Raw genomic sequence first — 13,342 nt, 5'->3', positions numbered from 1 at the left:
AATGAACCGATCGCGAATTCAAATCGCCAAAACAGATATTGTTAGTTATTTTGATGAGCTCCCCATTCAAGTTTTAAAATTGAAGGAAATTCGAGCAATTCTGACTCAACAACGCGGTTTTTGGCGCCTTGCTCAAAACACTACAGCAGAGCAATTCATTGGTTTTCTTGAAAAACATTCCAAATTAAAATCAATCGAATTTCCATTTCCCCAACGAATTGAAAAATGTTACGTGTGGGGAGATACTTCATTGCTGACTATCCTACTCGCATTAAAGAAAAAGCTTCATCTCAGCCACTACACTGCAATGAGAATGCACGGGCTAACCGAGCAATTTCCCACATCCATTTACATAACTGAAGAACGCAGCACCAGCTATAAGCGCGAGCCTGTGAAAGTTACGCAAACAGAAATAGATCACGCCTTTCAACTTCCCTCTAGACTTTCTCAAAATTGGATCGAACACCTCGGGAAGAAGATTTATTTATTAAACGGAGCCGACACGAATCAGCTTGGAATTGTTACTGAAAGAGTTAACGATGATGATGGCCGAGAAGTACAAGTTTCAATTAGCAGCATAGAACGCACACTTATAGATATAACTGTCAAACCTTTTTACGCTGGAGGCATTCACGAAGTAGCGAAGGCCTTTGAACTTGCAAAAGATCGCGTATCAGTCAACAAGCTAGTTGCAACGCTGCAAAAATTGAAATTTACATATCCATATCATCAGGCGATTGGATACTACTTAGAACGCGCGAACTATAAAACCAGTCAACTCGATTTAGTTCGTCGCCTTCCAATGGAAGTAGATTTCTATTTAGAGCACAACATGAGAGAAACTCGCTATATAAATAACTGGCAATTATTTGTCCCAAATAGTTTTTAATTTTTCGACTACGGTTAATACATACTGAAAGTAAAAATCGAATTCTTTTAAATCAAAATCAGGAGAAACCGTTGCGCCAACAGCTGGAAAACCGGCGAGATGAAAGTCGTAAGAATTTTTTATCTCCCCCAGAAAACTTAACGGCACCCTTTTAATTTCAAACATCGCAATCAATATTTTTTGCATTTCCTCTCCTTGAATGTCCAAATCCAAGGCATGCAAAAGCACAAATATATCTACAAAGTCTTTTGGTCGAGCCGTCCCTATTCGATCGCGCTTGATAATGGGGCCATATTCCACCATTTGCTGGCAAATAGCGCGCAATTTTTCACATACAATCATTAACGGGGAATATACGTAAATTACAGTTCCATCAAAATCAAAAAGCTGCTTATCCTCTACATATTCAAATCTACTTATATCTATAAGAAACTTCGGCCCCTGCCCCAAATTGATCGCCCGTCTTCGCAACTCTTCAATATCGGCAACAGATGCAGCGTGGATATCTTTCGAAACCAGTTTAAATTCCAACGCATACCCGCCCCAGAAATCTCTCATGTCTGCGGTAATTGCCTTCGGCTTTTCGATCATTTTAAAATCAAAGACTTCTAGACCATTGGCACGAAAAGTTTCAGCAAGAGTTTTCTGAATACGCTGCTCTATAGCGCCGACATCATCGCCAAAGTCCTGCTTCAGTGAAAAGTCGAGATCAACAGACGCCCGAGCACTAATCTGATGGATTAGTGCCATTGCATTCCCACCCTTCAAGACCAGCAAATCCAACAATTCATCGTCAGAGAACATCGCTTGAATAGCCCAGATTTTGATCTGCTGCGCAACCTTACCAATTGCATTCGCACTCGTCTTTGATTTCGTCATTTTCCCCATCCTTTTTAGGCACCCTGAATCGCCATGGTATTTTGCCATAGAGGAGAAAATCTCATACGACCGCAATCATGTTTCGAACCCGATATAACAGCAGTGATCGAAATCGATGCGGAAATGAAAAAAGCCAGCGCGAACGCTGGCTTTTTTTGAATTCTGGTGGAAAGTCGCAGTTTCGAACTGCGGACCCCTGCAGTGTGAATGCAGTGCTCTACCCCTGAGCTAACCTTCCATTTTGCTATCGCCACCGACCGCAAGGGTTGGTGTGAAGCGGCCCGAATTATGACACAAAATTGACGGCACGGGCAAGCTGCTTGTTATTTCTTCCCGTTTCCCGCCATTTCCCTCAAACAATTTACGCCGGCGGCGCTTCCGTCTCGGGTTCCTTGCGCCATACGCACGTGCCGCGCACTTCCTTGTCGAGCGTGTTCAGGAGGGTTTCATGCAGGCCCAGTTCGGCTTCGCTGGCGGCGACCACGATGACGTCGGCCAGCGGCGCCAGTTCGAGCTTGACGGCGCCGTCTTCATCGTCGCCGCCGGCGGCCAGGTCCATGGTCAGGCTGTTCTGGCCGCGCGTCATGGCCAGGTACACCTCGGCCAGCAGGGCGGCATCGAGCAGGCCGCCGTGCAAGGTGCGGTGGGCGTTGGAGATGCCGTAGCGGTCGCACAGCGCGTCGAGCGAGTTGCGGCGGCCGGGATGCTGCTCCTTGGCCATTTGCAGCGAGTCGATGATGTTGTCGACGTGCTCCTTGAACGGCGGCAGGCCGAGCAGCTTGAACTCGGCGTCGAGGAAGCCGACGTCGAAGGGCGCATTGTGGATGATGATCTCCGCGTCGCGCACGTAGTCGCGGAACTCGTCGACGATGGCTGCGAACTTGGGCTTGTCGCTGAGGAACTCGGTGGTCAGTCCGTGCACCGCCAGCGCGCCTTCTTCGGAGTCGCGCTCGGGGTTGATGTAGAAGTGCAGGTTGTTGCCGGTCAACTGGCGGTTGAGCAGTTCAACACAGCCGATTTCAATGATGCGGTCGCCGGTGCGGGGATTCAGGCCGGTGGTTTCTGTGTCGAGGACGATTTGTCGCATGAGGATTCCGTTAGCTGGTGCTGAGCCTGCGCTCAGAGGACGGTTTCAACGCCGCGGTTGGCGAGCTGGTCGGCGCGCTCGTTGCCGGGATGGCCGGCGTGGCCCTTGACCCAGCGCCATTCGATCTTGTGCTGCGCCTGGGCGGCGTCGAGCGCCTGCCACAGGTCGACGTTCTTGACCGGTTCACGCGCCGCGGTTTTCCAGCCGCGCGCCTTCCAGCCGTGGATCCATTCGCTGATGCCTTTTTGCACGTACTGGCTGTCGGTGTAGACGGTGACGTCGCAGCGGCGGGTCAGTGCGCCGAGCGCTTCGATCACGGCCTTGAGTTCCATGCGGTTGTTGGTGGTGTTGCGTTCGCCGCCGCACAATTCCTTCTCGCGGCCGCCCGCGATCAGCAGCGCGCCCCAGCCGCCGGTGCCGGGATTGCCCTTGCAGGCGCCGTCGGCGTAAATCTCTACACGTTCCAACTCGTCTTTGTTCATGCTTGCGTCTGTCATTTCCTGATTACTTTGTTCGTTGATGTTGATCGTTGAGGATGCCCCCGCTTTTTTGCGGGAAGGCGGCATTCTATTCCTTATGGATGCGATTGGTCGCGGGCATGCCCTTGGGCACCTTGACCTTTTGCTTGCTCCAGGCCGGGCCGATCAGGCGCATGCCCTTGACGCGCTTGATCGCCTGCACGATGTAGACCGCGCCGAAATACGGCCACCAGCGGTCGCCGGCTTTTTCCATGAAGTCGAAACGGTCCAGCCATTTGTCGGTGGCGCACGGCGGCGCATAGCAGCCGAAATGGCCGCGATTGACTTCCATGTTGAGCAGCTTGAGCCAGTCCTTCAGGCGCGGCAGGCGGATGAATTCGCCGTCCTGCGGCAGGAAGTGCGCGCCGGTCAGCCGGCCTGCGGCCTGGCGTGCGCCCCACAGGCTGGTCGGATTGAAACCGCAGATGATGACCTGGCCTTCGGGGATCAGCACGCGCTCGACTTCGCGCAGCACCTGGTGCGGCTCGGCGCTGAACTCCAGCACGTGCGGCAGCACCACCAGGTCGAGGCTTTGCGTGGCGAACGGCAGTTCGGAAAAATCATGTGCGACCACCAGCGGAATTTCGCGGCCCTCTTGCAAGCCGGCCGACGCTTCGATCGGCAGGCAATTGTCGGTGAGCCAGCGGTAAGGCATGCGATTAGCCTGCAGCGCGTTGATCTGCGGCATGCCGATCTGCACGGCGTTGAATCCGAAGATGTCGGCCGTGAGTGCGTCCAGGTGCTTCTGCTCCCAGGCGCGGACGTAGTTGCCCATCGGCGTATGCAGCCAGTCGTCGAGGGCTATAATGGCTTTTCCCGAATCCGTATCGACTTCCGCCATCACGCGCACCCATCCAGCCATGTCAGCCATCCCGCCAGCAGCATCGTCCGATTCATCCACATCCTTGAGTATCCTGACTGTTCCTGCATTTGACGATAATTACCTGTGGTTGATTCATGACGGCGTCAATGCGGCGGTCGTCGATCCCGGCGATGCCGCTCCGGTCCTGGCAGCGCTCGAGGCACATGGCCTGACGCTGGCCGCTATTCTACTGACTCATCATCATGCTGACCATGTCGGCGGCGTTCCAACCTTGTTGCAACATGGACAAGTTCCGGTCTACGGCCCCGCCGGCGAAGCGATTCCGACGATTACCCAGCCCTTGTGGGAAGACGATCTGGTGCACCTGGCCGCGCTCGGCCTTGACCTCAAGGTAATCGACGTACCCGGCCACACCAAGGGCCACATTGCCTACTACGCCGCACGCCAGGGCTGGCTGTTCTGCGGCGACACGCTGTTTGCCGGCGGCTGCGGCCGCCTGTTCGAAGGCACGCCGCAGCAGATGGTGGCCTCGCTCGGCAAGCTGACCGCCCTGCCGGCCGACACCAAAGTCTACTGCGCCCACGAATATACCTTGTCCAACCTGCGCTTCGCGCGTGAAATCGAACCGGGCAATGCGGCGCTGGCCGCGCGCATCAATGTGGAACAGGCCAAACGCGCCCGCAACGAGCCGACCGTGCCCACCACCATCGCGCTCGAAATCGCCACCAATCCTTTCCTGCGTTACAAGGAAAGCGCCGTCATCGCCCGCTTGCAACAAGCCGGCCGTTTGCCTGCCTCAGGGAAACTAGTTGATCCGGCAGAAACATTCGGCGCGCTGCGCGAATGGAAGAATACCTACAAATAGAGGGTGTATAGGCCTTTTTTCGGACAAATACCAAGCGAATCAAGGGCTTAAGCTTTGTAACATAAGTGAATTTTTACTTGACGAGTGAAAAGGGGCTTACGTACACTCCGTCTAGACTCCAAATCCACCGGCTTGCAAGCCGTTTTTAGATAAACAGGCGCTTTTGTTGTTTTTTAATGACAGAACCGCCAGATGCATTATTGCTTTCGTTCGGACACATACTTCCTCGCAGGAGGTGCCGTGCATCCGAGACGACCGGTGAATTTACCCATGCGAATTTAATCGCTACTTCAGCCTCAGGCACAGGATCAGGTACCCATGCAGCTAACATTCAGGAAACTGGCGATCGCAACGCTTTTCTCTCTCGGTACTCCCCTCCTGGCCCACGCCAACGACATCTCGATCTACCCCGCACCTTTCAACGCCATCAATCCGAATGATCCGGCTTCCGCATTGCCAGGCATGGAAGACATCGATATCTGGGCCCGCATCCGCAAGGGCTTCGGCATCCCGAATCTCGAAAACCCGCTGGTCGACAACCAGACCCAGTGGTACAGCTCGCGTCCCGACTATATCCAGCGCACCACCGTGCGCGCGTCGCGCTACCTGTTCCACGTCGTGCAGGAACTCGAAAAGCGCGGCATGCCGACCGAACTGGCGCTGCTGCCGTTCATCGAGTCCGCCTTCAACCCGCAAGCCTTGTCGACCGCCAAAGCGGCCGGCATGTGGCAGTTCATCCCGTCGACCGGACGCGACTACAACCTGAAACAGAACCTGTTCACCGACGAGCGCCGCGACGTGCTGGCCTCGACCGATGCGGCGCTGACTTACCTGCAGAAACTGTATGGCATGTTCGGCGACTGGCAGCTGGCGCTAGCCGCTTATAACTGGGGTGAAGGCTCGGTGCAGCGCGCCGTCAACCGTAACCTGGCCGCCGGCCTGCCGATCGACTTCAACACCCTGTCGGCGCAGATGCCCAATGAGACGCGCAACTACGTGCCAAAGCTGCAAGCCGTCAAGAACATCATCGCCGTGCCGGGAGAATTCGGCATCGACCTGCCCAAGGTCGACAACCAGCCCTACTTCGTCACCATCGGCAAGACCCGCAACATCGACGTGAAGGTGGCTGCGCAACTGGCCGAATTGTCGCTCGATGAATTCAAGGCGCTCAATCCGCAGTTCAACCGCCCGGTCATCATCGGCGGCGACGACACCAAGATCCTGCTGCCGGAAAGCAATGCCGAGAAGTTCAAGACCAACATGTCGAAGTTCACGCAAGCGCTGAGCTCGTGGACCGCACACACCGTGTCGAGCGCGCGTGAACGCATCGAAACCATCGCCAGCCGCTTCGGCACCACGCCGGACGTGATTCGCAGCGTCAACCAGATTCCGCCGAAGATGGTCCTCAAAGCCGGCTCCATGATCCTGGTGCCGAAGACCGAAACCTCGATGGAAGCCGACATCACGCCTGAGATGGCCGACAGCGCCCGCCTGGCCGTGGCGCCGGACGTACCCGACTTCAAACGTATCTACGTGAAGGCCGGCAAGCGCGACACGCTGGCCTCGATCGCCGGCCGCTACCGCGTCAGCGTAGTCCAGATCAAGCAGTGGAACAGCCTGCACCACGACACGCTGGCCAACGGCCAGAGCCTGCAGCTGCAAGTGCCTTACCAGACGCCTTCTGCGGCCCCGGTGCGCGTGCGCCAGGTAATCCATTCGCCGGCCAAGCCGATTCGCAAGGCGCCTGCCGTCGTCGCCAAGAACACCCGCGCGGCACCGGCGCCGGCGCGCAAGGGCGCGGCACCGATCACGCTGGCATCGGAAAGCGGCAACCGCCGCCGCTGATACAGGCACTCAGGAATCGTCAAAAGGCCGGGATGCGTTCCCGGCCTTTTTATTTCCGCCGCTTTCTACCGCACTGCAAAACGACAGCTTTCCCCCAGGTTTATCCTGCAAGCTTCAATCAATTCGATATTCTCCCTCGGAAATATTCAAGTAAAACCCCGCCGCCTCTGCCGCGCCGCCGCATGAATGATCGTGCCGATGGCCTTCATTTTCCCGAAATCCGGTGCTATGATTCAGTCGCGCAAACGTTTGCGCATATCAGTACACAGCACGCAGAACTCACCAATAACAGCATGCCGATCCACACGAATTGCTGCTCACCCCGAATATCTGGAACCTGGAGACATCATGAATAAACGTATCCGCCTCAAGCTGATTGCCGCTGCCGTCCTGGCCTGCGCCCTGCCTGCACTGCCTGGTTTGGTCCAGGCGCAAACTGCCGCCAAGCCCAAGGTCGCCCTGGTGATGAAGTCGCTGGCCAATGAATTCTTCCTGACCATGGAAAACGGCGCCAAGGAACACCAAAAGGCCCACGCAGCGCAATACGACCTGATCGCCAACGGCATCAAGGACGAGCAGGACACCGCCAACCAGATCAAGATTGTCGAACAGATGATCGTCTCCAAGGTCAGCGGCCTGGTGATCGCACCGGCTGACTCCAAGGCGCTGGTGCCGGTCATCAAGAAGGCTATCGACGCCGGCATCATCGTGGTCAACATCGACAACAAGTTCGACGACGCCGCGCTGAAGGAAAAGGGCATCACCGTACCATTCGTCGGTCCTGACAACCGCAAGGGCGCCAAGCTGGTCGGCGACTTCCTGGCCAAGCAGATCAAGAGCGGTGACAAGGTTGCGATCATCGAAGGCGTCTCAACCACCTTCAATGCGCAGCAACGCACGCTGGGCTTCCAGGACGCCATGGGCGCGGCCGGCGCCAAGGTAGTATCGGTACAATCGGGCCAATGGGAAATCGATCCTGGCAACAAGGTCGCCGCCTCGATGCTGAACGCCAATCCTGACATCAAGGCGATCCTGGCCGGCAACGACAACATGGCGCTGGGCGCGGTTGCCGCGGTCAAGGCAGCAGGCAAGGCCGGCAAGGTGCTGGTGGTCGGCTATGACAACATCAACGCCATCAAGCCGATGCTCAAGGATGGCCGCGTGTTGGCGACCGCCGACCAGTTCGCTTCGCAGCAAGCCGTGTTCGGCATCGAAACTGTGTTGAAGGCGCTGACCGACAAGAAGAAGCAAAGCAGCCTGAGCGGCGCGGTTGAGACCAAGGTCGAGCTGGTGACCAAGGACAGCAAGTAAGCAGCAAGTAAGCAGCAACTAAGCTGTAGCGCACAAAATGAAGCATCGGGCGGAACGCGCGTGCGTTCCGCCCTTCCCGCAACACCGAATTTCTGAACCACACCTTCACGGTGGAGACTGCATGTCCAATCCATCATCCCCGGCTTTGCTCTCGCTCAGCGGCATCGGCAAGACCTACGTCGAGCCTGTGCTCAGCGATGTCGCGCTGGAAATCCGTCCCGGCCAGATCCTGGCGCTGACCGGCGAAAACGGTGCCGGCAAAAGCACGCTGTCGAAAATCGTGTGCGGCCTCGTACAGTCGACCACGGGCGCCATGCTCCTCGACGGCCAGCCCTATCAGCCGCGCTCGCGCACCGAGGCCGAACAGCTCGGCATCCGCATGGTGATGCAGGAACTGAACCTGATCCCGACGCTGAGCATCGCCGAAAACCTGTTCCTGAACCAGTTGCCGCAACGCTTTGGCTGGATCGACCGGACCAGACTGGCCGCGCTGGCGCAAGCACAAATGGCGGCGGTCGGCCTGACCGACATCGATCCGTGGACGCCGGTTGGCGAACTTGGCGTGGGCCATCAGCAAATGGTGGAGATCGCACGCAATCTGATCGGCAGCTGCCGCCTGCTGGTGCTGGACGAACCCACCGCGATGCTGACCAGCCGTGAAGTGGAATTGTTGTTTGCGCAGATCGCGCGGCTGCAATCGGAAGGCGTGGCGATCATCTACATCTCGCACCGCCTGGAAGAATTGAAACAGGTCGCCGACCGCATCGCTGTGCTGCGCGACGGCAAACTGGTCTGCGACGACGCCATCGGCGGCTACAGCAGCGACGCGCTGGTGCAACTGATGGTCGGGCGCGCCGCCGAAGCGGAACTCGATCTCGGCCATCGCGAGATCGGCGCCCCGCTGCTGCGCGTGCGCAATCTCGGTCGTGGCGATGTCGTGGCGCCGGCCTCATTCGATTTGCGCGCTGGGGAAATCCTCGGCATTGCAGGCCTGATCGGTTCCGGCCGCACCGAACTGCTGCGCCTGATTTTCGGCGCCGACCGCGCCGACCAGGGCGAAGTCTTTATCGGCGATCAGACGCAAGCTGCCGACATCCGCTCGCCGAAACATGCGATCGCCGCCGGCATCGCCATGATCACCGAAGACCGTAAAAGTCAGGGCCTGCTGCTGCCGCAGTCGATCGCCGTCAACACCACGCTGGCCAGGCTCGGCGACGTCAGCAAGATGGGCCTGCTTGACGGCGACGCCGAAACCAACGTCGCCGCCGACTACATCAAACGCCTGCGCATCCGCTCGCGCGACGGCGCGCAGGCAACGGGCGAACTGTCCGGCGGCAACCAGCAAAAAGTCGTCATTGCGCGCTGGCTCTACCGCGACTGCCCGATCATGCTGTTTGACGAACCGACCCGCGGCATCGACATCGGCGCAAAATTCGACATCTACAAACTGATGGCCGACCTGTCACGCCAGGGCAAGGGCCTGCTGATCGTGTCCAGCGACTTGCGCGAACTGATGCTGATCTGCGACCGCATCGCCGTGATGAGCGCGGGCAAGCTGGTCGATACCTTCGAGCGCGGCCAGTGGAGCCAGGAAGCGATCCTCGCCGCGGCGTTCAGCGGCTACATGAATTCGCCGTCCACGACCGCAGCCGCAGCGGCCGAACAGACCGCCTGACCATGACGTCACCAATATACAAACACAACAAGCCAAGATCATGAGCCATCCCAATCGCACCTTCTCCGTCTACGGCCTGTCCGCCGTCAAGAACTACCTGGGCCTGATCGGCGCCCTGCTCGCGATGTGCGTGCTGTTCTCCTTCCTGAGCGAAAACTTCCTCACGCTGGGGACCTTCAGCACCCTCTCCAACGACATCCCGACGCTGGTAGTGATGGCGGTCGGCATGACCTTCGTGCTGATCGTCGGCGGCATCGATCTGTCGGTGGGCTCTGTGATGGCACTGGCGGCATCGATCCTGTCGATGGCGATGGTCCGCTGGGGTTGGCCGCTGTTTGCCGCGGGCCTGCTCGGCATCCTGGTAGCGAGCCTGTGCGGGATGCTGACCGGACTGATCTCGGTGGGCTGGCGCATCCCCTCCTTCATCGTCTCGCTGGGCGTTCTGGAAATGGCGCGCGGCATGGCCTACCAGGTCACCAATTCGCGCACTGAATACATCGGCAGCGCGGTCGACGGCATCAGCTCGCCGATTTTCCTCGGCCTGTCACCGGCCTTCATCGCATCGATCGCCGTCGTCGTCATCGGTCACCTGGTGCTGACACGCACCGTGCTGGGACGCCACTGGATCGGCATCGGCACCAATGAAGAGGCGGTGCGTCTGGCCGGAATCAATCCGCGTCCGAGCAAGATCCTGGTGTTCGCGCTGATGGGCTTGCTGGCCGGTGTCGGTGCGCTGTTCCAGGTGTCGCGCCTGGAGGCGGCCGACCCCAACGGCGGCGTCGGCATGGAGCTGCAGGTGATCGCGGCGGTCGTGATCGGCGGCACCAGCCTGATGGGCGGACGCGGCTCGGTCATCAGCACCTTCATCGGCGTGCTGATCATCTCGGTGCTGGAAGCCGGGCTGGCGCAGATCGGCGTGTCCGAGCCGATGAAGCGCATCATTACCGGCCTGGTGATCGTCGCCGCCGTGGTGCTGGACACTTATCGCCGTCGCGGCGAACGCAACACGCACTGAAAAACCACCAAGCTGCACCCAACAACATTCATTCAGCGACAAGAAAAACATGGCAACCATCAAGGACGTAGCGCGCCACGCGGGGGTCTCCTACACCACCGTGTCACACGTGCTGAACAAGACCCGCCCGGTCAGCTCCGAAGCGCGCGACCGCGTGCTGGTGGCGGTCGAGGCGCTGGCCTATGTGCCCAGCGCACTTGCCCGCTCGCTGCGCAGCAACGCAACCGGAAGTATCGGCCTGATCATCCCGAACAACACCAATCCGTACTTTTCGGAAGTGGCGCGCGGCATTGAAGACAGCTGCTACGAGGCGGGTTATAGCGTGATCCTGTGCAATTCCGACGACGATCCTGCCAAGCAGCGCGACTATCTGAACGTGTTGCTGACCAAGCGTTGCGACGGCCTGATCGTGGCAACGCTGGCGCAGACCGACGGCGAGCTGCTGCGCAAGATGAAGGTGCCGACCGTGCTGCTCGACCGCGCGCCGAAAGACATGGCGATCGACCTGGTAGCGGTCGACAATGCGGCCGGCGGCGCGCTCGCTGCGGAACATCTGCTTACGCTGGGACGCCGTCGCATCGCCTGCATCGGCGGCCCGGAAAGCCTGGACATTTCCGCAGAACGGATTGCCGGCCTGCGCCGCAAACTGCAAGCCGCAGGTGTCGTGATTGCACCCGACCTGCTGGCCTATGCGGACTTCACCAGCGCCGGCGGTTATGCCGCGGCGCGAGCACTGTTGTCGACATCACAGCCGCCGGACGCCATCTTTTGCTGCAACGACCTGATGGCCATCGGCGCGCTGCGCGCCGCCGCCGAGCGCGGCATCGACGTGCCGGACCACTTGTCCGTGATCGGCTTCGACGATATCGACCTGGCCCAGTTCGTGCATCCGCCGCTGACCAGCGTCTCGCAGAACACGCGCACGCTGGGCCAGTTGACAGCGCAATGCCTGCTCGAACGCATCGCCGATCCGACGCGCCCGGTACAACGCAAGACCATCACGCCGCAATTGCATGTGCGCGGTTCTACCGTGCGCTCGCCCACATGAGCGCGGGATGGCATCCGTTCAACAATTCCATTCAATCATCAATCGTCGGAAACACATGATAGTCATCATCGGCAGCATCAACATGGATCTGGTCTTGCGCGTGCCGCGCATGCCGCTACCCGGCGAAACCATCACCGGCGGCCAGTTCCGCACCATCCCCGGCGGCAAAGGCGCCAACCAGGCCGTGGCCTGTGCGCGCCTGAGCGCCGACGACGTCAAAGTCGCGATGGTGGCCTGCCTGGGCGACGACGCCTTCGGTACCGAGCTGCGCGCCGCGCTGCGCAAAGACGGCATCGACGACAGCCACGTGGCGACGATTGCCGGCACGGCGTCCGGCATCGCCTCCATCCTGGTGGATGACAACGGCCAGAACAGCATCGTGCTGGCTTCCGGCGCCAATGCCGAACTCAGCCCGGCCCACATCGACGCTGCGCGCGGCCTGATTGAACAGGCGCGCATCGTGGTGCTGCAGCTGGAGTCGCCGCTGCCGACCGTGATCCACGCCATCAAATTGGCGCATGCGCTGGGCAAGACCGTGGTGCTCAATCCGGCCCCGGCGCAAGCCTTGCCGACTGAATTGCTGGGACAAGTCGATTACCTGGTGCCCAATGAAATCGAAGCCGCGATGCTGGCCGGCATGCCTGCCAGCGGTATTGACAATGACGAACAGATTGCCGCCGTGATCGGCAAGTTGCGCGCGGCGGGTTCGACCAACGTGCTGGTCACGCTGGGAGAAAAAGGCGTCTACGCGGCGTTGGAATCCGGCTCCGAACATTTCAGCGCCCAAGCCGTCAAGGCGGTCGACACCACCGCCGCCGGCGACACCTTCATCGGCGGCTTCGTCGCCGCGCTGGCGGAAGGCCGCAGCGAAGCCGATGCCATCGCGCTGGGCCAGCGTGCGGCAGCCATCAGCGTGGCGCGCGTGGGCGCACAAACCTCCATTCCTTCCCGCCGGGAAGTTGCGGACTGAACAAAGGAGATCCGACATGAAGAAAACGCCGCTGCTCAACATCGCGCTGTCGCAGCTGATCGCCTCGCTCGGCCACGGCGACAGCATCGTGATCGGCGATGCCGGCTTGCCGGTGCCGGCCGGCGTGCCGGTGATCGACCTGGCGCTGACGCGCGGCATCCCCGGCTTCATGGACACGCTGCAAACCGTACTGGCCGAAATGCAAGTAGAACATCATGTGCTGGCCGATGAGCTGGCCGAGCGCAGTCCTCAGTTGGCGCAGCAGATCGGGCTGCTCGGACTGGCCGGCAAGCAGACCCTGCCGCATGAGGAATTCAAGCACCGCACACAGCAGGCGCGTGCGGTGATCCGCACCGGTGAATTCACGCCTTACGCCAACATCATCCTGATTGCCGGTGTGACGTTCTGAGTCAGACC

General features: G+C 59.1%; 13 protein-coding genes and 1 tRNA gene. 9 read left to right on the top strand and 5 right to left on the bottom strand.

Translation table 11 applies throughout. The features are described from left to right. Position 1 precedes the first annotated feature (1 nt). Positions 2 to 889, top strand: coding sequence for a hypothetical protein (locus ACIROY_RS16455; protein WP_402342471.1), 888 nt, complete (start codon positions 2 to 4; stop codon positions 887 to 889). Here ACIROY_RS16455 and ACIROY_RS16450 read toward each other — a convergent pair. From ACIROY_RS16450 to ACIROY_RS16430, 5 genes are all read right to left on the bottom strand, one after another. Next, positions 866 to 1,768, bottom strand: coding sequence for a nucleotidyl transferase AbiEii/AbiGii toxin family protein (locus ACIROY_RS16450; RefSeq protein ID WP_402342469.1), 903 nt, complete (start codon positions 1,766 to 1,768; stop codon positions 866 to 868). The two genes, ACIROY_RS16455 and ACIROY_RS16450, sit on opposite strands and share 24 nt — an antisense overlap. Positions 1,769 to 1,931: 163 nt before the next feature. Further along, positions 1,932 to 2,006: transfer RNA gene (locus ACIROY_RS16445), tRNA-Val, on the bottom strand. Between the two features lie 123 nt (positions 2,007 to 2,129). Next, positions 2,130 to 2,855, bottom strand: coding sequence for a DNA polymerase III subunit epsilon (gene dnaQ, locus ACIROY_RS16440; RefSeq protein WP_402342467.1), 726 nt, complete (start codon positions 2,853 to 2,855; stop codon positions 2,130 to 2,132). Between the two features lie 32 nt (positions 2,856 to 2,887). Then, complete coding sequence (gene rnhA, locus ACIROY_RS16435; protein WP_402276348.1) at positions 2,888 to 3,337, bottom strand: ribonuclease HI; 450 nt, start codon at positions 3,335 to 3,337, stop codon at positions 2,888 to 2,890. Positions 3,338 to 3,422: 85 nt separating this feature from the next. Next, entirely contained in the window at positions 3,423 to 4,214 is a 792-nt protein-coding gene (locus ACIROY_RS16430) for a class I SAM-dependent methyltransferase (RefSeq protein ID WP_402276993.1), read from the bottom strand. Positions 4,215 to 4,278: 64 nt separating this feature from the next. Between ACIROY_RS16430 and gloB the strand changes: the two genes are divergently transcribed. The 8 genes from gloB to rbsD all read left to right on the top strand — a co-directional run bounded on the left by gloB (position 4,279) and on the right by rbsD (position 13,334). Continuing rightward, positions 4,279 to 5,061, top strand: a complete 783-nt coding sequence (gene gloB / locus ACIROY_RS16425) for a hydroxyacylglutathione hydrolase (protein WP_402342465.1) — start codon at positions 4,279 to 4,281, stop codon at positions 5,059 to 5,061. A gap of 318 nt (positions 5,062 to 5,379) precedes the next feature. Next, on the top strand, positions 5,380 to 6,906 hold the full coding sequence (locus ACIROY_RS16420; RefSeq protein WP_402276343.1) for a transglycosylase SLT domain-containing protein: 1,527 nt from the start codon (positions 5,380 to 5,382) through the stop codon (positions 6,904 to 6,906). A gap of 348 nt (positions 6,907 to 7,254) precedes the next feature. Then, positions 7,255 to 8,217: a sugar ABC transporter substrate-binding protein gene (locus ACIROY_RS16415; RefSeq protein WP_402276340.1), complete on the top strand. Its 963-nt coding sequence runs from the start codon at positions 7,255 to 7,257 to the stop codon at positions 8,215 to 8,217. A 121-nt stretch (positions 8,218 to 8,338) separates the two neighbouring features. Next, positions 8,339 to 9,892 carry a sugar ABC transporter ATP-binding protein gene (locus tag ACIROY_RS16410; protein ID WP_402342463.1) on the top strand — a complete coding sequence of 518 codons (1,554 nt, stop codon included), beginning with the start codon at positions 8,339 to 8,341 and terminating at the stop codon, positions 9,890 to 9,892. A gap of 40 nt (positions 9,893 to 9,932) precedes the next feature. Continuing rightward, a complete protein-coding gene (locus tag ACIROY_RS16405; RefSeq protein WP_402276336.1) occupies positions 9,933 to 10,907 on the top strand; it encodes an ABC transporter permease in 975 nt (324 codons plus the stop codon). Positions 10,908 to 10,956: 49 nt separating this feature from the next. Continuing rightward, complete coding sequence (locus ACIROY_RS16400) at positions 10,957 to 11,955, top strand: LacI family DNA-binding transcriptional regulator (RefSeq protein WP_402342461.1); 999 nt, start codon at positions 10,957 to 10,959, stop codon at positions 11,953 to 11,955. A 55-nt stretch (positions 11,956 to 12,010) separates the two neighbouring features. Beyond that, positions 12,011 to 12,925 carry a ribokinase gene (rbsK, locus tag ACIROY_RS16395; protein WP_402342459.1) on the top strand — a complete coding sequence of 305 codons (915 nt, stop codon included), beginning with the start codon at positions 12,011 to 12,013 and terminating at the stop codon, positions 12,923 to 12,925. 16 nt (positions 12,926 to 12,941) lie between these two features. Further along, the gene (rbsD, locus tag ACIROY_RS16390; RefSeq protein ID WP_402276329.1) at positions 12,942 to 13,334 is read left to right on the top strand and encodes a D-ribose pyranase; all 393 of its coding nucleotides are present in this window, start codon (positions 12,942 to 12,944) and stop codon (positions 13,332 to 13,334) included. Positions 13,335 to 13,342 lie beyond the last annotated feature (8 nt).

Origin of the sequence: Herbaspirillum sp. NPDC101396 (assembly GCF_044767365.1) — a bacterium.
Classification (GTDB): domain Bacteria; phylum Pseudomonadota; class Gammaproteobacteria; order Burkholderiales; family Burkholderiaceae_D; genus Herbaspirillum.
This window is presented reverse-complemented; position numbering and strand designations above follow the sequence as displayed.